The organism is Escherichia fergusonii ATCC 35469 (assembly GCF_000026225.1).
Taxonomy (GTDB): domain Bacteria; phylum Pseudomonadota; class Gammaproteobacteria; order Enterobacterales; family Enterobacteriaceae; genus Escherichia; species Escherichia fergusonii.
The window spans coordinates 4,363,027-4,382,566 of record NC_011740.1 but is presented as its reverse complement, the minus strand read 5'-3'; the positions used below and the strand labels follow the sequence as shown (position 1 = coordinate 4,382,566).

At 50.5% G+C, this 19,540-nt stretch carries 18 protein-coding genes and 1 pseudogene; 12 read left to right on the top strand and 7 right to left on the bottom strand.

Annotated features, from left to right (window positions below):
- Positions 1-30 precede the first annotated feature (30 nt).
- Positions 31-476, bottom strand: a pseudogene (yjdN, locus tag EFER_RS21350) (VOC family metalloprotein YjdN).
- A 252-nt stretch (positions 477-728) separates the two neighbouring features.
- Here yjdN and paeA point away from each other — a divergent pair.
- Complete coding sequence (gene paeA / locus EFER_RS21345) at positions 729-2,072, top strand: polyamine export protein PaeA (protein WP_000934982.1); 1,344 nt, start codon at positions 729-731, stop codon at positions 2,070-2,072.
- Positions 2,073-2,132: 60 nt separating this feature from the next.
- Here paeA and EFER_RS21340 read toward each other — a convergent pair whose 3' ends face one another.
- Positions 2,133-2,339, bottom strand: a complete 207-nt coding sequence (locus EFER_RS21340; RefSeq protein WP_000689228.1) for a DUF1107 domain-containing protein — start codon at positions 2,337-2,339, stop codon at positions 2,133-2,135.
- A 324-nt stretch (positions 2,340-2,663) separates the two neighbouring features.
- Between EFER_RS21340 and EFER_RS21335 the strand changes: the two genes are divergently transcribed.
- Complete coding sequence (locus EFER_RS21335) at positions 2,664-3,221, top strand: YtfJ family protein (RefSeq protein WP_000175262.1); 558 nt, start codon at positions 2,664-2,666, stop codon at positions 3,219-3,221.
- Here the strand turns inward: EFER_RS21335 and cysQ are convergent.
- Positions 3,211-3,951: a 3'(2'),5'-bisphosphate nucleotidase CysQ gene (cysQ, locus tag EFER_RS21330; protein ID WP_000893392.1), complete on the bottom strand. Its 741-nt coding sequence runs from the start codon at positions 3,949-3,951 to the stop codon at positions 3,211-3,213. The two genes, EFER_RS21335 and cysQ, sit on opposite strands and share 11 nt — an antisense overlap.
- Positions 3,952-4,139: 188 nt before the next feature.
- On the opposite strand from cysQ, the gene cpdB reads away from it, so the two are divergent.
- On the top strand, positions 4,140-6,083 hold the full coding sequence (gene cpdB / locus EFER_RS21325) for a 2',3'-cyclic-nucleotide 2'-phosphodiesterase (protein WP_000589417.1): 1,944 nt from the start codon (positions 4,140-4,142) through the stop codon (positions 6,081-6,083).
- A 128-nt stretch (positions 6,084-6,211) separates the two neighbouring features.
- Here the strand turns inward: cpdB and EFER_RS21320 are convergent, their stop codons facing one another.
- A complete protein-coding gene (locus EFER_RS21320; protein WP_000084623.1) occupies positions 6,212-6,592 on the bottom strand; it encodes a winged helix-turn-helix transcriptional regulator in 381 nt (126 codons plus the stop codon).
- Positions 6,593-6,680: 88 nt separating this feature from the next.
- On the opposite strand from EFER_RS21320, the gene qorB reads away from it, so the two are divergent.
- From qorB to ytfE, 3 genes are all read left to right on the top strand, one after another.
- The gene (qorB, locus tag EFER_RS21315) at positions 6,681-7,541 is read left to right on the top strand and encodes an NAD(P)H:quinone oxidoreductase (RefSeq protein ID WP_000560539.1); all 861 of its coding nucleotides are present in this window, start codon (positions 6,681-6,683) and stop codon (positions 7,539-7,541) included.
- Positions 7,542-7,649: 108 nt separating this feature from the next.
- Positions 7,650-8,615: a DMT family transporter gene (locus tag EFER_RS21310; RefSeq protein ID WP_024256573.1), complete on the top strand. Its 966-nt coding sequence runs from the start codon at positions 7,650-7,652 to the stop codon at positions 8,613-8,615.
- Positions 8,616-8,722: 107 nt separating this feature from the next.
- Complete coding sequence (gene ytfE / locus EFER_RS21305) at positions 8,723-9,385, top strand: iron-sulfur cluster repair protein YtfE (RefSeq protein ID WP_000331451.1); 663 nt, start codon at positions 8,723-8,725, stop codon at positions 9,383-9,385.
- A 44-nt stretch (positions 9,386-9,429) separates the two neighbouring features.
- On the opposite strand, the gene cycA is transcribed toward ytfE, so the two are convergent.
- Entirely contained in the window at positions 9,430-10,842 is a 1,413-nt protein-coding gene (cycA, locus tag EFER_RS21300) for a D-serine/D-alanine/glycine transporter (RefSeq protein ID WP_000228377.1), read from the bottom strand.
- Between the two features lie 307 nt (positions 10,843-11,149).
- Complete coding sequence (gene fklB / locus EFER_RS21295; RefSeq protein ID WP_000211237.1) at positions 11,150-11,770, bottom strand: FKBP-type peptidyl-prolyl cis-trans isomerase; 621 nt, start codon at positions 11,768-11,770, stop codon at positions 11,150-11,152.
- A gap of 218 nt (positions 11,771-11,988) precedes the next feature.
- Here fklB and EFER_RS21285 point away from each other — a divergent pair, with 218 nt between their 5' ends.
- The gene (locus EFER_RS21285) at positions 11,989-12,618 is read left to right on the top strand and encodes a LysM-like peptidoglycan-binding domain-containing protein (protein ID WP_001119493.1); all 630 of its coding nucleotides are present in this window, start codon (positions 11,989-11,991) and stop codon (positions 12,616-12,618) included.
- On the opposite strand, the gene EFER_RS21280 is transcribed toward EFER_RS21285, so the two are convergent.
- Positions 12,619-13,257: a TetR/AcrR family transcriptional regulator gene (locus EFER_RS21280; protein ID WP_002431731.1), complete on the bottom strand. Its 639-nt coding sequence runs from the start codon at positions 13,255-13,257 to the stop codon at positions 12,619-12,621.
- 209 nt (positions 13,258-13,466) lie between these two features.
- Between EFER_RS21280 and EFER_RS21275 the strand changes: the two genes are divergently transcribed.
- Genes EFER_RS21275 through EFER_RS21255 form a run of 5 tightly spaced genes read left to right on the top strand, consistent with a single transcriptional unit; the run spans position 13,467 to position 19,525 of the window.
- On the top strand, positions 13,467-14,258 hold the full coding sequence (locus tag EFER_RS21275; protein ID WP_000843391.1) for a 3-ketoacyl-ACP reductase: 792 nt from the start codon (positions 13,467-13,469) through the stop codon (positions 14,256-14,258).
- A gap of 9 nt (positions 14,259-14,267) precedes the next feature.
- Entirely contained in the window at positions 14,268-15,110 is an 843-nt protein-coding gene (locus EFER_RS21270; protein WP_001205232.1) for a sugar phosphate isomerase/epimerase family protein, read from the top strand.
- A gap of 9 nt (positions 15,111-15,119) precedes the next feature.
- A complete protein-coding gene (locus EFER_RS21265) occupies positions 15,120-15,896 on the top strand; it encodes an enoyl-CoA hydratase/isomerase family protein (protein ID WP_000999665.1) in 777 nt (258 codons plus the stop codon).
- Between the two features lie 9 nt (positions 15,897-15,905).
- Positions 15,906-17,447, top strand: coding sequence for an acyl CoA:acetate/3-ketoacid CoA transferase (locus EFER_RS21260; RefSeq protein WP_001226982.1), 1,542 nt, complete (start codon positions 15,906-15,908; stop codon positions 17,445-17,447).
- Positions 17,444-19,525: an FAD-dependent oxidoreductase gene (locus EFER_RS21255; RefSeq protein WP_000080354.1), complete on the top strand. Its 2,082-nt coding sequence runs from the start codon at positions 17,444-17,446 to the stop codon at positions 19,523-19,525. The genes EFER_RS21260 and EFER_RS21255 overlap by 4 nt, the downstream gene beginning before the upstream one ends.
- The last annotated feature ends 15 nt before the right edge of the window (positions 19,526-19,540 follow it).

The window sequence follows — 19,540 nt, the reverse complement described above, 5'->3', positions numbered from 1 at the left end:
CGGTGCAGTAAAACACCGCCCCCAACCAACTTACTCTGTTGGCGCCTGCTGTTTCACGACATTGATCATCCACGGAACGCCGAAACGGTCAGTGACTTTACCGAATCCATGCGCCCAAAACGTTTCCTGCCAGTCCATTTCAATTTTCCTTCTGCTGCCAGGTTACCAAACCAGCGTTTCCCCTCTTCAACATCCTGTGTATCAAGCACCAGCGTAAAGCCAGAGTAGTGGGCATTTCCTGATGGCATAGCATCGCTCATCATGATGTCACTTCCGGCAATGCGCACATTGGCATGAGCGATGGCACTGTCCGGGAACTGCATACCTGATGGGCAACCGTCTTCACTCTCCTGTGCAGATTTCGGCATCTCAGCAAAACTGATTTTGTAGAGCAGCTCCGCCCCCAGCGTTTGCTGATAGAAAGCGATAGCGTCGGCACAATTGCCAGCAAAAGAAAGGTAAGGACTTAACGGCATGATCGTAACCTCAGGTTAGAGAAGCCAGTTAAGTGTAGTTCGTTTTTTGTACAGAGATGTATACAACGTTATGAGTAGATCCAGCAAATTTGCTAACCAAAATTTAACCCTCTGGCGGCATTACAGTCGATTACGCTATACTAGCCACTGAAAATGCTGGTTCACTTCCTTCGAACCAGTTTTCAATGTGTTTTTCACACAAATTAATCAACGTCCCCTTCCGAGGATCTGACCGTAACGGTCGGATAAGATATGTTAAACAGTATTTTTGTCATACTCTGCTTGATCGCTGTAAGTGCGTTCTTCTCCATATCGGAGATATCACTTGCTGCTTCGCGCAAAATCAAACTTAAACTGCTGGCTGATGAGGGTAATATAAATGCCCAACGGGTGCTGGATATGCAGGCTAACCCTGGTATGTTCTTCACCGTGGTGCAAATTGGCCTGAACGCGGTCGCCATTCTTGGTGGTATCGTGGGTGATGCGGCGTTTTCTCCGGCGTTTCACAGCTTGTTTTCCAGCTATATGCCTGAAGAACTCTCCGAGCAACTGAGCTTTATCCTCTCTTTCTCGTTAGTGACTGGCCTTTTTATCCTGTTTGCGGATTTAACCCCGAAACGCATCGGTATGGTTGCGCCAGAAGCTGTCGCTTTGCGTATCATCAACCCGATGCGCTTCTGCCTGTTCGTTTTCACCCCGCTGGTGTGGTTCTTTAACGGCCTGGCAAATATTATCTTCCGCATCTTCAAACTACCGATGGTACGTAAAGATGACATCACTTCCGATGATATCTATGCGGTGGTAGAAGCCGGTGCGCTGGCGGGAGTGTTGCGTAAGCAAGAGCACGAACTGATCGAAAACGTGTTCGAACTGGAATCCCGTACTGTACCTTCTTCCATGACGCCACGCGAAAATGTAGTTTGGTTTGATCTTCATGAAGATGAGCAAAGCCTGAAGAATAAAGTGGCCGAGCATCCACACTCGAAATTCCTCGTCTGTAATGAAGATATTGATCACATCATCGGCTATGTCGATTCAAAAGATCTGCTTAATCGCGTGCTGGCTAACCAAAGCCTGGCACTGAACAGTGGCGTACAAATTCGCAATACGTTGATCGTGCCAGACACATTAACGCTCTCTGAAGCTCTGGAAAGTTTTAAAGCTGCAGGTGAAGATTTTGCGGTAATCATGAATGAATACGCGCTGGTCGTGGGGATCATCACACTGAATGATGTGATGACGACACTGATGGGCGATCTGGTTGGTCAGGGTCTGGAAGAGCAGATTGTGGCGCGAGATGAAAACTCATGGCTGATCGATGGTGGTACGCCTATTGATGACGTGATGCGCGTGTTGGATATCGATGAGTTCCCGCAGTCAGACAACTACGAAACCATCGGCGGCTTTATGATGTTTATGCTGCGCAAGATCCCGAAACGCACCGATTCGGTGAAGTTCTCCGGCTACAAATTCGAAGTGGTGGATATTGATAACTACCGCATCGACCAGCTGCTGGTGACACGCATCGACAATAAAGCCACTGCGCTTTCCCCAAAACTGCCTGACGCTAAAGATAAAGAAGAAAGCGTCGCATAACCCCCCAAACGTCAACGGCTCCTGATTCAGGAGCCGTCTTATTACTGCATAGCACTTTGGTTACGCCATCTCTGTTTGCAGACGCATAACCTGACGGTTAACTTCGGACATCACTGACAAATGCAGCTTATCCTTCACTTTTGGGATAAGAATCTTACCCTTATCAAATTCAAAAGCGCCAACATCCTTGATGTATAACCGTCCACGGAACAGGATCTTTACGTACTTCGCCACTTGCAGTGGGTTGTACCGTTGGAAAATTTTCATTGTTTTCTCCTGCTGAGTCTAACGCCTTCGCGGTGCCACAATCGGCCCAACATTATTGAGGCGCAAATTTTAATGCCTTCTGACTATAGACTATCTCCGCAATGTTTCCACTTTGTAGAAATTTTTTTACCTTATGGTTACAGTTATTCAGAATTATCTTTTCAGTGAAGCACGGTCTTCAGTATAAGCATTCATATTTCATATGATTTGTGCGCCCGTCCGCAAACTGGCATCAGACTTGCGGGAAAAACAAATAGATCGCACTTATGATTAAAACTCAGACCAAGTGGTCGGATCACCTGCACACGATAAGAAGGAAAAATTATGACACTTCGCAAGATTCTGGCGCTCTCCTGCCTGTTACTGCCGATGATGGCCTCCGCACATAAATTTGAAACAGGGCAGCGCGTACCACCGGTGGGGATTGCCGACCGTGGTGAACTGATTCTTGATAAAGATCAGTTTAGCTATAAAAACTGGAACAGCGCACAGTTACCAGGAAAAGTGCGAGTCCTGCAACATATTGCCGGGCGAACTTCGGCCAAAGAGAAAAATGCCACACTGATTGAAGCGATCAAATCGGCAAAGCTGCCTCATGACCGTTATCAGACCACCACCATTGTTAACACAGACGACGCCATTCCCGGTTCCGGCATGTTTGTCCGTAGTTCTCTGGAAAGTAATAAAAAGCTTTATCCGTGGTCGCAGTTTATCGTTGATAGCAATGGTGTAGCACGTGGAGCCTGGCAGCTGGATGAAGAGAGTTCAGCCATTGCGGTGTTGGATAAAGACGGACGCGTGCAATGGGCGAAGGATGGTGCTTTAACTCAGCAAGAGGTGCAGCAGGTAATGGACCTGCTGCATAAATTACTTAGTAAATAGAGACACGAAAACCGGGGTTCAGGAATGATTCACGCGGAGTGTAATCCAGAGGTTTACCCTGCCAGTCATTAACATGCGCCCCGGCCGCTGCCGCAACTGCGTGACCGGCAGCGGTATCCCAAATATTAGTTGGCCCGAAACGCGGATAGAGTTGAGCCTGCCCTTCCGCCACCAGGCAGAACTTCAGTGAGGAGCCAATTGAGGTCGTCTGGTGTTCGCCAAGTTGTTGTAGATATTCTTTCAATTCCGCATCGGCATGGGAACGGCTGATCACCACCAGCGGTGGGCGAGCATCACGTACCTGAATCTGCTTACGTATACCATTTTCATCTTTCCAGGCTTTTCCTTCTGCCGCGCTGTACATCACCTTCATTACCGGCGCGTACACCACACCCAGAATTGGTTTGCCTTTGTCGATCAAGGCAATGTTTACCGTGAATTCGCCATTACGTTTAATAAACTCTTTGGTGCCATCCAGCGGATCAACCAGCCAGTAACGCTGCCAGTGCTGGCGGACTTCCCAGCCGGGCGGATCTTCTTCGGAGAGAACCGGGATATCCGGCGTCAGCGTACGTAAACCGTCCATGATGACGGTATGCGCGGCAATGTCTGCAGCCGTCACCGGGGAGTTATCGGCTTTACTGGCGACATCCATCGGTACTGTTCCATCATAAACTTGCATAATGGCGTCGCCCGCCATCCGTGCAAGTAGGCATACTTGTTCTAACATTTTCCACCTCTTTTGTTTCAGTGGTGTTAACTCGTTGTTTTACTTATACCCTATCAATAAAGAATGCGCCAACTGTGATAGTGTCATCATTTTCAAAGCGTTAAATTGTGGCATTCTTCGCTGTTCTGTTAGTAAGACGTTTATTCTCCCTTTTCTTTCGTATTCCCGATAATAAAAGGATGTCCCTGATGATTAAGTTTAGCGCAACGCTCCTGGCCACGCTGATTGCCGCCAGTGTGAATGCAGCGACGGTCGATCTGCGTATCATGGAAACCACTGATCTGCATAGCAACATGATGGATTTCGATTATTACAAAGACACCGCCACGGAAAAATTCGGACTGGTACGTACGGCAAGCCTGATTAACGATGCCCGCAATGAAGTGAAAAACAGCGTACTGGTCGATAATGGCGATTTGATTCAGGGGAGTCCGCTGGCCGATTACATGTCGGCGAAAGGATTAAAAGCCGGAGATATTCACCCTGTCTATAAGGCATTGAATACGCTGGACTATACCGTCGGCACACTCGGTAACCACGAGTTTAACTACGGCCTGGATTACCTGAAAAATGCGTTGGCAGGAGCGAAATTCCCTTATGTAAATGCCAACGTCATTGACGCTAAAACCAAACAGCCCATGTTTACACCGTATTTGATTAAAGACACCGAAGTGGTCGATAAAGACGGAAAAAAACAGACGTTAAAGATTGGCTATATTGGCGTCGTGCCGCCGCAGATTATGGGGTGGGATAAAGCCAATTTGTCCGGCAAAGTCACCGTTAACGATATAACGGAAACTGTGCGCAAGTACGTGCCTGAAATGCGCGAGAAAGGTGCCGATCTCGTTGTCGTTCTGGCACATTCTGGTCTGTCTGCCGATCCGTATAAAGTGATGGCAGAAAACTCAGTTTATTACCTCAGTGAAATTCCGGGCGTTGATGCCATTATGTTTGGTCATGCTCACGCTGTTTTCCCGAGTAAAGATTTTGCGAATATCAAAGGGGCTGATATCGCCAAAGGCACGCTGAATGGCGTTCCGGCGGTAATGCCGGGCATGTGGGGCGATCATCTCGGCGTGGTCGATCTGCAACTCAATAATGACAGCGGAAAATGGCAGGTGGCGCAAGCGAAAGCGGAAGCACGCCCGATTTACGATATCGCCAATAAAAAATCTCTCGCGGCGGAAGACAGTAATCTGGTCGATACGCTTAAAGCCGATCACGACGCCACACGCCAGTTTGTCAGCAAACCAATCGGTAAATCTGCCGACAATATGTATAGCTATCTGGCGCTGGTGCAGGACGATCCGACCGTGCAGGTGGTGAACAACGCACAAAAAGCGTATGTCGAACACTACATTCAGGGCGATCCGGATCTGGCAAAACTGCCGGTGCTTTCAGCTGCCGCACCGTTTAAAGTCGGTGGTCGCAAAAACGACCCGGCCAGCTATGTGGAAGTGGAAAAAGGTCAGCTGACTTTCCGTAATGCTGCCGATCTTTACCTCTATCCCAATACGCTGATTGTGGTGAAAGCCAGCGGTAAAGAGGTGAAAGAGTGGCTGGAGTGCTCCGCCGGACAGTTTAACCAGATTGATCCTAACAGCACGAAACCGCAGTCACTCATCAACTGGGATAGTTTCCGCACCTATAACTTTGACGTCATTGATGGTGTGAATTATCAGATTGATGTTACTCAGCCCGCCCGCTATGACGGCGAGTGCCAGGTGGTTAATGCCAATGCGGAAAGGATTAAAAACCTGACCTTTAACGGCAAGCCGATTGATCCGAACGCGATGTTCCTCGTTGCCACCAATAACTATCGCGCTTACGGCGGCAAATTTGCAGGTACGGGCGATAGCCATATCGCTTTTGCTTCACCGGATGAGAACCGCTCGGTGCTGGCAGCGTGGATTGCAGATGAGTCGAAGCGTGCGGGGGAAATTCACCCGGCGGCAGATAACAACTGGCATTTAGCACCGATTCCCGGCGATAAGAAACTGGATATCCGTTTCGAAACCTCTCCGTCAGACAAAGCCGCGGCGTTTATTAAAGAGAAAGGACAATATCCGATGAAGAAAGTCGCGACCGATGATATCGGCTTTGCGATTTATCAGGTGGATTTGAGTAAGTAAAACACTTCTTTTTCGGCCTACAAATCATCAACCGCATCCGGCATTTATTGGCGGATGCGATGCTGTCGCATCTTATCCGCCCTACAAGTCATGAACCGTAGGCCGGATAAGCGCAGCGCATCCGGCTGTTATGCCGCACGTTCATCCCGCACTGCCAGCACCTCAGGCAAATTCAACTCAATCCAGTCCGCCAGTGCAGCAACCTTTTCGCTCACCTGCTCGCCCAGCGGCGTGAGGCTGTATTCCACATGCGGCGGCACCACCGGATAAGAGATACGGTTAAGAAACCCATCCTGCTCTAACGCCTGTAACGACTGCGCAAGCATCTTTTCACTCACCCCACCCATCTTGCGGCGCAGGTCGCTAAAACGGTGCGTACCTTCGCGAAGCGCGACCAGAATCAATACCCCCCAACGGCTGGTGACGTGTTTCAACACCTCGCGCGACGGGCACTGTTCGGCGAAGAGGTTACCCTCTTTCAGTTGTTGCGACAGGCTAACCTGACTCATTTCATACTTACCTTTTTGTACGTACTTACTAAAAGTAAGTTTAGGTGGTAGCGTATTTAAACACAAGACAAACCGATGGAGGCTTCCCATGATCGCAATTACCGGCGCAACCGGCCAACTTGGTCACCATGTTATTAACTCCTTACTGAAAACCGTTCCTGCCAGCCAAATAGTGGCTATCGCACGTAACCCGGCAAAAGCACAGGCATTGAGCGCGCAAGGCATTACTGTACGTCAGGCTGACTACGGCGATGAAGCCGCACTGACATCTGCGCTTCAGGGAGTGGAAAAACTGCTGCTGATCTCTTCCAGCGAAGTGGGGCAACGTGCCCCGCAGCATCGAAATGTTATTAATGCTGCTAAGGCGGCGGGCGTGAAATTTATCGCTTATACCAGCCTGCTACATGCCGATACCTCCCCGCTCGGCCTCGCCGATGAGCACATCGAGACGGAGAAAATGCTGGCTGATTCTGGCATTGCTTACACCCTGCTGCGCAACGGCTGGTACACCGAAAACTATCTCGCCAGCGCCCCTGCAGCACTGGAGCACGGCGTATTTATCGGTGCCGCGGGCGATGGCAAAATTGCCTCAGCTACGCGAGCTGATTATGCGGTAGCTGCGGCGCGCGTAATTAGCGAAGCAGGTCACGAAGGCAAGGTTTATGAACTGGCAGGTGATAGCGCCTGGACACTGACACAATTAGCGGCGGAACTCACCAAACAGAGCGGCAAACAGGTTACCTATCAAAACCTGAGCGAAGCTGATTTCGCCGCGGCGCTGAAAAGCGTCGGTCTGCCTGACGGGCTGGCGGATATGCTGGCAGATTCTGACATTGGCGCATCGAAAGGCGGCCTGTTTGATGACAGCAAAACGCTTAGCAAATTGATTGGCCGCCCAACGACAACATTAGCCGAGAGCGTAAGCCATCTTTTTAATGTTAATAACTAGTTAATTAAAGTGGCATCCTCCCGTATCCTCTCTGATAATGACGGGATGCGGGGAACGACTACGGTTGTTCCCTGAATATTTCTTCTGACAGATCAATGGATGCCAGTAATGATTAGTGGCGTGCTGTACGCCCTGTTAGCAGGGTTGATGTGGGGGCTTATATTTGTCGGGCCGTTGATCGTGCCGGAATACCCGGCGATGTTGCAGTCGATGGGCCGTTATCTGGCGTTAGGGTTAATTGCGCTACCCATTGCCTGGCTGGGGCGCGTGCGTCTGCGTCAGTTGGCGCGTCGCGACTGGCTTACCGCCTTGATGCTCACTATGATGGGCAACCTTATCTATTACTTCTGTCTTGCCAGTGCCATTCAACGTACTGGCGCGCCTGTCTCCACGATGATTATCGGCACCCTGCCGGTGGTGATTCCTGTCTTCGCCAATCTGCTTTATAGCCAGCGTGACGGTAAACTCGCGTGGGGGAAACTAGCCCCGGCGCTGGTTTGTATTGGCATCGGCCTGGCATGTGTAAATATTGCTGAGTTAGACCACGGACTCCCCGATTTTGACTGGGCACGTTATACCTCTGGCATCGTGCTGGCGTTAGTTTCCGTGGTCTGCTGGGCGTGGTATGCCTTGCGCAACGCCCGTTGGCTGCGGGAAAACCCAGACAAACATCCGATGATGTGGGCGACGGCGCAGGCGCTGGTCACGCTGCCGGTTTCGCTCATCGGTTATCTCGTCGCCTGTTACTGGCTGAATACGCAAACGCCGGACTTCTCCCTACCTTTTGGCCCCCGTCCGCTGGTGTTTATTAGCCTGATGATTGCGATAGCTGTGCTTTGCTCATGGGTCGGCGCACTTTGCTGGAACGTCGCCAGCCAGCGATTACCAACGGTGATTCTCGGACCGTTGATTGTTTTCGAAACGTTGGCAGGTTTGCTGTACACCTTTTTACTCCGCCAGCAAATGCCGCCGCTGATGACACTGAGCGGTATCGCGCTGTTAGTGGTTGGCGTAGTCATTGCGGTCAGAGCAAAACCGGAAAAACCCTTAATTGAACCTGTCTCTGAAAGTTGACACGCTAGCGGTGAGTTAAATAAGCCTCTGCTACGTAAGGGTTATAGCATTTGCCTTAAAGATGCATTTAAAATACATCTTATATTATTAAGAATGAGGTATCAGCTATGGCTTATCGCGACCAACCTTTAGGTGAACTGGCGCTCTCTATTCCTCGCGCTTCGGCTCTGTTTCGTAAATATGATATGGATTACTGCTGTGGCGGTAAGCAAACGCTGGCGCGCGCGGCGGCACGTAAAGAACTGGATGTTGACGTCATTGAAGCCGAACTGGCAAAGCTTGCTGAACAACCGATTGAGAAAGACTGGCGTAGCGCCCCACTGGCAGAAATCATCGACCATATCATCGTGCGCTACCACGATCGTCACCGCGAGCAGTTGCCGGAGCTGATCCTGCAAGCTACCAAAGTCGAGCGCGTTCACGCCGACAAACCGAGCGTGCCAAAAGGGCTGACAAAATACCTGACTATGCTGCATGAAGAGCTTTCCAGCCACATGATGAAAGAAGAGCAGATCCTCTTCCCGATGATCAAACAAGGCATGGGCAGCCAGGCAATGGGGCCAATTAGCGTGATGGAAAGCGAGCACGATGAAGCGGGCGAACTGCTGGAAGTGATCAAACACACCACCAATAACGTCACACCGCCGCCGGAAGCCTGCACCACCTGGAAAGCGATGTATAACGGCATTAATGAACTGATTGATGACCTGATGGAGCACATCAGTCTGGAAAACAATGTACTATTCCCGCGCGCGCTGGCGGGTGAGTGATCTAAAAGCTGGATGGCATTGCGCCATCCAGCATGAGAAAGCCGTTACTTCCGCAGTTCAGCAGTCCGCTTCTTACCAATAAATAACCAGCCCAGCCCCAACAAGATAAACCATAACGGGGTAACTATCAGCGCCTGGCGAGTGTCATCTTCCAGTGTCAGCAGCACGATCACGAACACAAAGAACGCCATACATACCCAGCACATCAGCTTACCGAGCGGCATCTTGTAGATTGATTTCTCATGCAGGTGCGGACGCTGTTTGCGATACACCAGGTACGAGCAAAGGATAATCGTCCAGACGAACATAAACAGAATCGCGGAAACAGTCGTGATCATCGTGAACGCGCCAATTACACTTGGATTCACATACAACATCACCACGCCGCCAAGCAGACAGATACAAGAGAAGGTCAGCCCTTTCGCTGGTACGGCGCGCTTAGAGAGTTTAGCAAACGCTTTCGGCGCCACACCTTCCTGTGCCAGACCAAACAGCATACGACTGGTAGAGAAGACGCCGCTGTTAGCGGAAGAGGCCGCAGACGTCAGCACCACAAAGTTAATCACGCTTGCGGCAGCAGGCAGCCCCACCAATACAAACAGTTCAACGAACGGGCTTTTCTCAGCAACAACGGAGCTCCACGGTGTTACAGACATGATCACAATCAGCGCAAACACATAGAACATAATGATGCGAATTGGAATGGAGTTAATTGCGCGCGGCAGTGATTTCTCCGGATCTTTGGTTTCCGCAGCTGTTGTACCGACCAGCTCAATTCCCACGAAAGCGAAAACCGCTATCTGGAATCCAGCAAAGAAGCCGCTTAAGCCTTTCGGGAACCAGCCGCCATCATTCCACAAATGCGTGAATGATGCTTCCACGCCAGTCGGTGACTGGAAGTGCATCATCACCATGATCAAACCGACAACAATCAGTGACACGATGGCGACAATTTTGATCATCGCAAACCAGAACTCCATCTCACCGAACATTTTTACCGTGGCGAGGTTTAGAACCAGTAATAGAATGATCACGGATAACGAAGCAACCCAGTCAGAAAGCCCAGGGAACCAGAATTGCGCATATGCGGTAATGGCAACGACATCTGCCATCCCGGTTACTACCCAACAGAACCAGTAGGTCCAGCCAGTAAAATACCCTGCCCACGGCCCCAGTAGATCGGAAGCGAAGTCACTAAAAGATTTGTATTCCAGATTCGAAAGCAGCAATTCCCCCATTGCCCGCATCACGAAAAAGAGCATAAAACCGATGATCATATAAACGAAGATGATCGACGGTCCGGCAAGACTGATTGTTTTACCGGAACCCATAAACAGCCCCGTACCAATGGCCCCACCAATGGCAATAAGCTGGATATGTCGGTTTGTGAGATTGCGCCGTAGCGACTGTTCAGCCGGAGCCTGTTCTTCGGCAACGACTTTTACCTGATCTACCATGTTTTTTCTTCCTGTACCTGTCTGTGTTGTTCAGGCTCTGCGGCCTTTTGTACGTCTATGATACGACGAATCTGTATCGGGACTCATCGATATTAGGTAAGAATAAGCGGGATGAATACTAAGATTTAAATATAATGTTAATTATATGTTTAATTTGAGGGTCATATCACTCTGGTAACGCGAAACAGCTCACAAAAATAACCGCAACAGAGCCATTTGCAACATAAAATATCGACAGTAAGCAAATTCTAGTTTTTACGCTCTATTATCCATTCCCCTCAAATCTGAGGGGAACAGAATGCACTGCTTAGAGGATTTCCAGCAGTTCGACTTCAAACACCAAAGTGCTGAACGGCGGGATGGACGCGCCAGCGCCGCGCTCGCCATAGGCCAGTTCCTGCGGGATGGTCAGTTCCCATTTAGAACCTACCGGCATCAGAGTCAGTGCTTCAATCCAGCCAGGGATCACGCCGTTAACCGGGAATTCAGCCGGTTCGCCACGAGCAACGGAGCTGTCAAACACAGTGCCGTCGATCAGTTTTCCGGTGTAATGAACACGAACGCGGTCGGTACGTGCCGGAATTGCGCCTTCGCCCTGGTTGATCACGCGGAATTGCAGGCCAGATTCGGTGCTGTTCACACCTTCTTTTTTGGCATTTTCTTCAAGATATTTCACACCTTCGGCAGCCATCGCCTGGAAACGCTGGCGACGAACGGCATCGGCACGTTCGTGAATTTCACGCAGTGCACGGTGTACCACATCAACCGGAACAGCCGGATGTTTGCCTTCCAGCGCGTCTGCAATACCAGCCACCAGCGCCTCCGGCAGCAGCCCTTGCAGTCCAGATTCACTCAGTTGTTGGCCTACCTGTAAACCAATGCCGTAACTTGCTTGCGCTTCGATGGTGTCAAAAGTTGGGGTGGTCATCGTATTTCCTTTCTTCGGGTATAAAGTAGCGGGCAGGATATCAGCCACACTTCTTCCGGTAAAACTTTGTCGCGGGATGAGTGACAAATCCCAGGGAAACAGAAACAATAGGGATAATCCGCATGAATACAAAAACAGCGGTAATACCACGGACATCATAGCGTTAGCTTATTACTGCGCTATGATTGAGGAACACGACGCGGAGCAGGAGGAAAACCATGCCTGGGCGCTTTGAACTAAAACCAACTCTGGTGAAAATCTGGCACGCACCAGATAACTTTCGCCTCATGGACCCGTTGCCGCCGATGCATCGCCGCGGGATCATTATTGCGGCAATAGTGCTGGTTATCGGTATTCTTCTGCCTGGAGATGAAACACGCCAGATGCCTGTTGTCACCCGCGAAGCGCAGTTAGATATGCAATCCCCTTCCCCAGGTGAAGCACAGCTACAGGCACATTTAGTGACGCCGCAAAACGATCCGGATCAGGTCGCCCCGGTCGCGCCGGAACCTATTCAGGAAGGTCAACCTGAAGAGCCACCTGTTGCAGAGACACAATCTTTCCAACCGGAAAGTGGTATTGATCAACAGTGGCGGACATATCGCGTAGAGCCAGGCAAAACCCTTGCCCAGCTGTTCCGCGACCACAATTTGCCGCCTACAGACGTGTACGCTATGGCCCAGGTCGAGGGCGCGGATAAACCGCTCAGTAACCTGCAAAATGGTCAGATTGTTAAAATCCGTCAAAATGCGAATGGGGTGGTTACCGGCTTAACCATTGATACAGGAAATAATCAGCAAGTCCTGTTCACCCGCCAACCTGATGGTAATTTCATCCGCGCGCGCTGATTACCCACGTGCCGGGTTCACCAAAAGCCAGCTCAGGATGGTCTCTTTGATCACCCTGCGTCTGGCTTCCAAAGCCTCAGGTGAAACCATGCTAATGTGATATACCATCCCCAGTGTGTACTGGTTTATTAAATAATATGCACCCAGTGCGGCGATATTAATATTGATTTGTAAGGGATCAATATCTTTCTTAAAGGTTTTCTGCCGCTGCCCCTCTTCTAATAATGAAGCCATTGACTGCAAATGTGCATGGTTAATTTCAGCAAGGCGTTTTGATTTTTTATAATGCACGCCCTTACTTTGGTTTTCACTATGGACTATTTTTAAAAACCACGGGTTATTGATGTAATAATCCCAAGTAAAATCAATTATTTTCTCGATCGCAACAATCGGAGACAGCCCTGAAATGTCAAGCTCTCTCTCTTTTTCGCGAATATCGTTCCAAGTATACTCCAGTACTTCAATAAACAAATTTTCTTTATTACCAAAGTGGTGATAAACCGTCTGTTTACTGCACCCTGCTGCCTTTACAATATTATCTACTCTGGCCCCTTCATAACCATATTCGGCAAATTCATTAACCGCGCATAGCAGCAATTTTTCCTTCAGGTTTTGTGCGTGACTGGTATCAAGATACATTCCACTTCCCCACTTCCTCTTCGTGATGGCTATCATAACCGGATTTGATCTCAGCGACAGCAAAAAGGATAAAAGTCGTAATTTCATTGAGTTATCAAATTACCTGTGATCGCTCTCGCAGATCAACCAACTAGATGGTTGATATTTTTACCTGCCAGTCGCAAGCTAATCATCACTTAAGGAAACAATATTAAAAAGAGGGTTATTGTATGAAGTCCACTCGTCCTGTAGCCGTGATCACCGGAGCTGCCCGTGGTATCGGCAAAGGCTGTGCCCTGGAGCTTGCGCGTGGCGGATTTAATCTGCTGATTAATGATCGTCCAGATGCCGACAGCATAGAAAAATTACATGCCACACAACAGGAATGTCTGGCAGAAGGCGTGGAAGTGATTTGCTTCCCTGCTGATGTTGGTGATCTCTCCCTGCATGAAGAGATGCTCGACGCGGCGCAAAACCAGTGGGGGCGTCTGGACTGTCTGCTCAATAACGCGGGAATTTCAGTGAAAAAACGCGGTGACCTCCTCGACCTCGAACCAGACAGCTTCGACCAAAACATTGCCATTAACACCCGCGCGCCGTTTTTCCTCGCTCAGGCATTCAGTAAACGCTTACTGGCACAACCAAAGCCGGAAGAGGAGCTACCACACCGCTCGATTATTTTTGTCAGTTCCATTAATGCCATCATGCTGGCGATGAATCGCGGCGAATATACCATTGCCAAAACTGCCGTCTCCGCCGCAGCTCGTCTGTTTGCCGCTCGCCTTTGCAATGAACAAATTGGCGTTTATGAAGTGCGCCCTGGCCTAATCAAAACCGATATGACCATTCCGGCAACGGCTTATTACGACGAACTGATTGCTAAGGGGTTAGTGCCGTGGGGACGTTGGGGTTATCCGGCTGATATTGCCTCAACGGTCCGCGCGATGGCGGAAGGCAAACTGATTTACACCTGTGGTCAGGCGGTCGCCATCGACGGCGGCTTAAGTATGCCGCGCTTCTGAGGCTGAATCATGAGAGATCTGTTACAACGCCCGGATTTATTCAGTATCAATACTGCGACACTGGGCTATAAAACACCGCTACCTGCCATTATTGATGCCTGCGCCGCACGCGGTATTGGCGCCATTGCCCCCTGGCGCAGGGAGTTGCAGGGTGAAGATCTCCAGCAAATCGCCCGCCAGCTTGCTGCCAGTAACATGAACGTTTCCGGTTTGTGCCGTAGCACCTACTACACCGCACCGACGCTGGCGGAGCGCAAACTGGCGATTGACGATAACCGCCGGGCGCTGGACGACGCCGCTGTACTGAACGCCGCCTGTTATATGCAGGTGGTTGGCGGTCTGCCAATGGGAACAAAAGATCTGTACGAAGCGCGGGAACAGGTGAAACAAGGGATTCGCCAGTTGCTGCCACATTCGAAAGAGGTCGGCGTGCCAATTGCACTGGAGCCACTGCACCCGATGACTGCTGCCGATCGTTCTTGTCTGTGCACATTACGTCAGGCGCTGGACTGGTGTGATGAACTCGATCCCGATGGTGAATTTGGCCTCGGCGTGGCGGTAGATGTCTACCACGTTTGGTGGGATCCGGAGCTCGCCAGTCAGATCCGGCGTGCCGGAAAACGGATACTCGCGTTTCATGTTTCCGACTGGCTGGTACCGACCACCGATCTGGTCAATGACCGGGGAATGCCGGGAGATGGCGTCATCAATATTCCGTCAATTCGTCGGCTGGTTGAAAATGCCGGATTTAATGGCGCTATTGAACTGGAAATATTCTCACCGTACTGGTGGCAAAAAGATATTAACAGCACACTGGATATTAGCGTCGATCGCATCGCGCATTATTGCTAAGGAATAATCATGAATGACCAACCCGTTCTGTTCAGCAGAGCGGCGGCTTCCTGCCGCCTGACATTGAACCGTGAAGATAAATGTCATGCTATTAATGAAGAAATGATCGAATCTCTCGACCATTATTTAAATGAAATTGAAAACGACACCACATTACGATTAGTCGAATTAACGGCAACCGGCGATAAATTCTTTTGTGCGGGCGGCGATATTAAATCGTGGTCGGCCTATTCGCCATTAGATATGGGCAGAAAATGGATTAAACGCGGTAATGACGTTTTTAATCGCCTGCGCAACTTACCCCAATTAACCGTTGCGAATCTCAACGGTCATACCATCGGCGGCGGTATTGAACTTGCCTTGTGCTGCGATATTCGTATTGCCCGCCCCGGCGCGAAATTCTCTAACCCGGAAGTGATGCTCGGCATGGTACCTGGCTGGATGGGCATTGAACGCGTGCTTAATCAGGTCGGTCCGGTGGTCGGTCGCCAGATGCTGATGCTGGGTAAACGCCTGACGGCGCAGGAAGCTCAGGCGGCAAATTTAATTGATGAAGTGGTGGAAAAAGACCAGGTAGAAAGCTGGATGATGAATCAGTTAGCGCAACTGGAAAAATGTGGTCCGGTAGCGCTGGCACATATTAAGCAACTGATTCTGGCGCTGGAAAATAAACACGCCGATTACCCGCACCAGTTACTGGCTGGATTAATGTCCGCCACTCAGGATTGCCAGCAGGCGACGCGCGCATTTGCCGAAAAAAGTAGCGTGAGCTTCCAAAATCAATAAGGAAATTGTATGCGTAAGATAACAACCGCCGAGACACTGGCGGCGCAAATTCAGGATGGCGCAACCATTGCCATTAGCGGTAATGGCGGCGGCATGGTGGAAGCGGACCATATTCTGGCTGCTATTGAAGCGCGTTTCCTGCAAACCGGACACCCGCGCGATCTGACATTAATCCACTCGCTGGGCATTGGCGATCGCGACTGCAAAGGCACTAACCGCTTCGCTCATGCAGATATGCTCAAACGCATCATTGCCGGACATTTTACCTGGTCGCCCAAGATGCAGGATCTGGTGAAAAACAATGCTATTGAAGCCTACTGCTTCCCTGGTGGCGTAATTCAGGCACTGCTGCGGGAGATCGGTGCCGGACGTCCAGGGCTTTTTACCCACGTTGGGCTGGGATCGTTTGTTGATCCGCGCAACGGCGGCGGTAAGTCGAACGCCAGCACCACTGAGGATCTGGTAGAACTGATTAAAATCGACGGTGAAACCAAACTTCGTTATCGCCCTTTCAAAGTGGATTACGCGATTTTGCGTGGCACTTATGCCGATCCTCGAGGCAACGTCAGCCTTGAAGAAGAGGCGATTGATATGGATAGCTATTCCATGGCGCTGGCAGCACACAACAGCGGCGGCAAAGTGTTCGTACAGGTGCGCGATGTGCTGGAAGCTGGTGCCATTGAACCACGCCGGGTCAAATTACCGGGCATTCTGGTTGATGGCATCGTTGAACACCGCGAACAACCACAAACCTATCTTGGCGGTTACGATCTGACCATTAGCGGTCAGCATCGCCGTCTAAGTTCTAACGACGCAATTGAACTGGTTAGTCATCCGGTGCGCCGCCTGATTGCCCGTCGGGCAGCACGCGAACTGGTGGCTGGCGCTTCAACCAACTTTGGCTTTGGTATTCCGGGCGGTATTCCAGGAGTAGCGCTGCGCGAAGGCGTGCCTTATCAAAGTTTATGGCTGAGCGTAGAACAGGGCGTACATAACGGCATGATGCTGGATGATGCTCTGTTCGGCTGCGCCCGCAACGCCGATGCCATTATTCCGTCACTCGATCAGTTCGAGTTCTACAGCGGCGGCGGCATCGACATTACTTTCCTCGGTATGGGTGAGATGGATGAGTACGGTAACGTCAACGTCTCCCATCTCAATGGCAATCTCATTGGCCCCGGCGGATTTCTCGAAATTGCGCAAAACGCCCGTAAAGTGGTGTTCTGTGGCACGTTCGACGCCAAAGGTAGCAAGATTGATGTAACACCAGATGGCTTGCATATCGCCCAGTCAGGTCAAATCCCTAAACTGGTTACCCAGGTGGAAAAAATCACTTTTAGCGCCGCCTACGCACAGCAAAGCGGTCAGGAAGTGTTGTATATCACTGAACGTGCAGTATTCCAGTTAACGGCAGAAGGCGTTGAATTAATTGAAATCGCACCAGGTGTGGAGATTGAGCGCGACATTCTGCCATATATGGCTTTCCGTCCAATTATCAATCAGCCACGCCTGATGGAAAGTAGCCTGTTTACGCCGATGGAGGATGCATGAGTCAGCTTGATGACACCATCCTTGATGCGCTGACGCACGTCACTTTCCCGAAGGGTTTTGCACAGGCAGAACCCGCATGGGTTGTCACGGTAGACGGTGTTGATTACCCACTCTGGCAAACAGATGCCCTGGTAGTCGGCAGTGGTGCAGCCGGGCTGCGTGCAGCTGTGGAACTTAAACGCCGCCAGCAAAATGTGTTGATCGCCACTGTCGGGTTATATATGGGGACGTCGGCATGTTCTGGTTCCGATAAACAGACACTGTTTACCGCCGCTACCGCGGGCAATGGCGACAACTTCACCAAACTGGCAGAGGCACTGGCGAGCGGTGGGGCGATGGATCACGACACCGCTTATGTCGAAGCGGTAGGTTCTCTGCACACTCTTGGCGGGTTGCAATATCTTGGTCTGGAATTACCGGAAGATCGCTATGGCGCGATTCTTCGTTATCAAACCGACCATGACGAAGCCGGGCGTGCAACCTCGTGTGGGCCGCGTACCTCAAGGTTAATGGTGAAAGTGCTGTTGGAAGAAGTGCAGCGCCTCGCCATTCCAGTGTTGACCAGTGCAACAGTGATTAAACTGCTGCATCAGCGTGACGAAAACGGCGAAGACTGCGTGGCGGGGGCAATCCTCGCGACCGGTCATCGCGCCCATAACCCATGGGGGCTGGCAATTGTGACTGCGCCCAATGTGGTGCTGGCAACAGGAGGGCCTGGCGAGCTTTATCGAGACAGTGTGTACCCACATAAATGCTTCGGCTCGCTGGGGCTGGCGCTGGAAGAAGGTCTGACGCTAACCAATCTGACCGAAAGCCAGTTTGGTATAGGCACGCCGCGCAGCACGTTTCCGTGGAATTTGTCCGGCACCTATGTACAGGTGATCCCATATATCTATTCCGTGGATGCCGGGGGCAACGAGTATAACTTCCTCGCAGATTACTATCGCACCACCCAGGAGCTGGCTTCAAACATCTTCCGTAAAGGCTATCAGTGGCCGTTTCACGCCACACGAGTGATGGATTTTGGCTCCAGCTTGTTAGATATGGCAGTAGCGCAAGAGCAGCAATCAGGGCGTCAGGTATTTATGGATTTCAATCGCAATCCTGAACCTGTGCCGGGTGACATGCCGTTCTCATTAGATCGACTGGACGACGACGTTCGCGCGTATCTGGAAAATAACGACGCTCTGGCACCATCGCCCATCGAACGACTGCAACGAATGAATCCGCTGTCTATCTCGCTGTATAAGATGCACGGTTACGATCTCACCACGCAGCCATTGCAGTTTGCCATGAATAATCAGCATATGAATGGCGGCATTGAAGTGGATATCTGGGGGCAAACCTCCCTGCCCGGCTGTTTCGCCGTGGGGGAAGTTGCTGGCACACACGGCGTCACTCGCCCTGGTGGTGCGGCATTGAATGCCGGGCAGGTTTTTGCTGTTCGTCTGGCACGTTTTATTGGTTGCACGCAAAAACGTAATATTGATGGAGATATAGCACAGCTGGTAGCTCCGGCACTGGCTTCTATAAGAGAGATCATTACTCAGGCGCACGATAACGGGACCGGGATGCCGTTGTCGATTGTGAGAGAAAAAATTCAGGCACGAATGTCTGACTATGCGGGATTTATTTGCCATGCCGATAAAGTTCGACGTGCCACTCGTGATGCCCTGCTATTGAGTGAATTTGTCCAACGGCATGGATTGGCAATCAAACATGTGGGCGAAGTTGCCGAGCTGTTTATGTGGCGGCATATGGCACTGACGTCTACCGCCGTATTAACGCAATTGACGCATTATATTGACGCAGGTGGTGGTAGCCGGGGAGCACGTATTATTCTCGACAGTGATGGAAATTCTATTCCGCAAACACGAAATGGTTTTTGTGATGCCTGGCGCTTTCGTTCAGAGCGTACTGAGGATAAAAAAGATAAACTACTTATTCATTATTGCAATGGTATCTTTCACGTCAGAAAAGCACCTGTTCGTGAGTTTCCCATTATCCGCGGCATTTGGTTTGAAAAAAACTGGCCTGGTTTTCTTAATGGGACAATTTACCAGCCACAGGATGAATGATATTGCAAAGGTTAA

Coding starts and splice junctions, on each gene's coding strand:
- paeA (WP_000934982.1), top strand. CDS start 729: ATGTTAAACAGTATTTTTGTCATACTCTGCTTGATCGCTGTAAGTGCG.
- EFER_RS21340 (WP_000689228.1), bottom strand. CDS start 2,339: ATGAAAATTTTCCAACGGTACAACCCACTGCAAGTGGCGAAGTACGTA.
- EFER_RS21335 (WP_000175262.1), top strand. CDS start 2,664: ATGACACTTCGCAAGATTCTGGCGCTCTCCTGCCTGTTACTGCCGATG.
- cysQ (WP_000893392.1), bottom strand. CDS start 3,951: ATGTTAGAACAAGTATGCCTACTTGCACGGATGGCGGGCGACGCCATT.
- cpdB (WP_000589417.1), top strand. CDS start 4,140: ATGATTAAGTTTAGCGCAACGCTCCTGGCCACGCTGATTGCCGCCAGT.
- EFER_RS21320 (WP_000084623.1), bottom strand. CDS start 6,592: ATGAGTCAGGTTAGCCTGTCGCAACAACTGAAAGAGGGTAACCTCTTC.
- qorB (WP_000560539.1), top strand. CDS start 6,681: ATGATCGCAATTACCGGCGCAACCGGCCAACTTGGTCACCATGTTATT.
- EFER_RS21310 (WP_024256573.1), top strand. CDS start 7,650: ATGATTAGTGGCGTGCTGTACGCCCTGTTAGCAGGGTTGATGTGGGGG.
- ytfE (WP_000331451.1), top strand. CDS start 8,723: ATGGCTTATCGCGACCAACCTTTAGGTGAACTGGCGCTCTCTATTCCT.
- cycA (WP_000228377.1), bottom strand. CDS start 10,842: ATGGTAGATCAGGTAAAAGTCGTTGCCGAAGAACAGGCTCCGGCTGAA.
- fklB (WP_000211237.1), bottom strand. CDS start 11,770: ATGACCACCCCAACTTTTGACACCATCGAAGCGCAAGCAAGTTACGGC.
- EFER_RS21285 (WP_001119493.1), top strand. CDS start 11,989: ATGCCTGGGCGCTTTGAACTAAAACCAACTCTGGTGAAAATCTGGCAC.
- EFER_RS21280 (WP_002431731.1), bottom strand. CDS start 13,257: ATGTATCTTGATACCAGTCACGCACAAAACCTGAAGGAAAAATTGCTG.
- EFER_RS21275 (WP_000843391.1), top strand. CDS start 13,467: ATGAAGTCCACTCGTCCTGTAGCCGTGATCACCGGAGCTGCCCGTGGT.
- EFER_RS21270 (WP_001205232.1), top strand. CDS start 14,268: ATGAGAGATCTGTTACAACGCCCGGATTTATTCAGTATCAATACTGCG.
- EFER_RS21265 (WP_000999665.1), top strand. CDS start 15,120: ATGAATGACCAACCCGTTCTGTTCAGCAGAGCGGCGGCTTCCTGCCGC.
- EFER_RS21260 (WP_001226982.1), top strand. CDS start 15,906: ATGCGTAAGATAACAACCGCCGAGACACTGGCGGCGCAAATTCAGGAT.
- EFER_RS21255 (WP_000080354.1), top strand. CDS start 17,444: ATGAGTCAGCTTGATGACACCATCCTTGATGCGCTGACGCACGTCACT.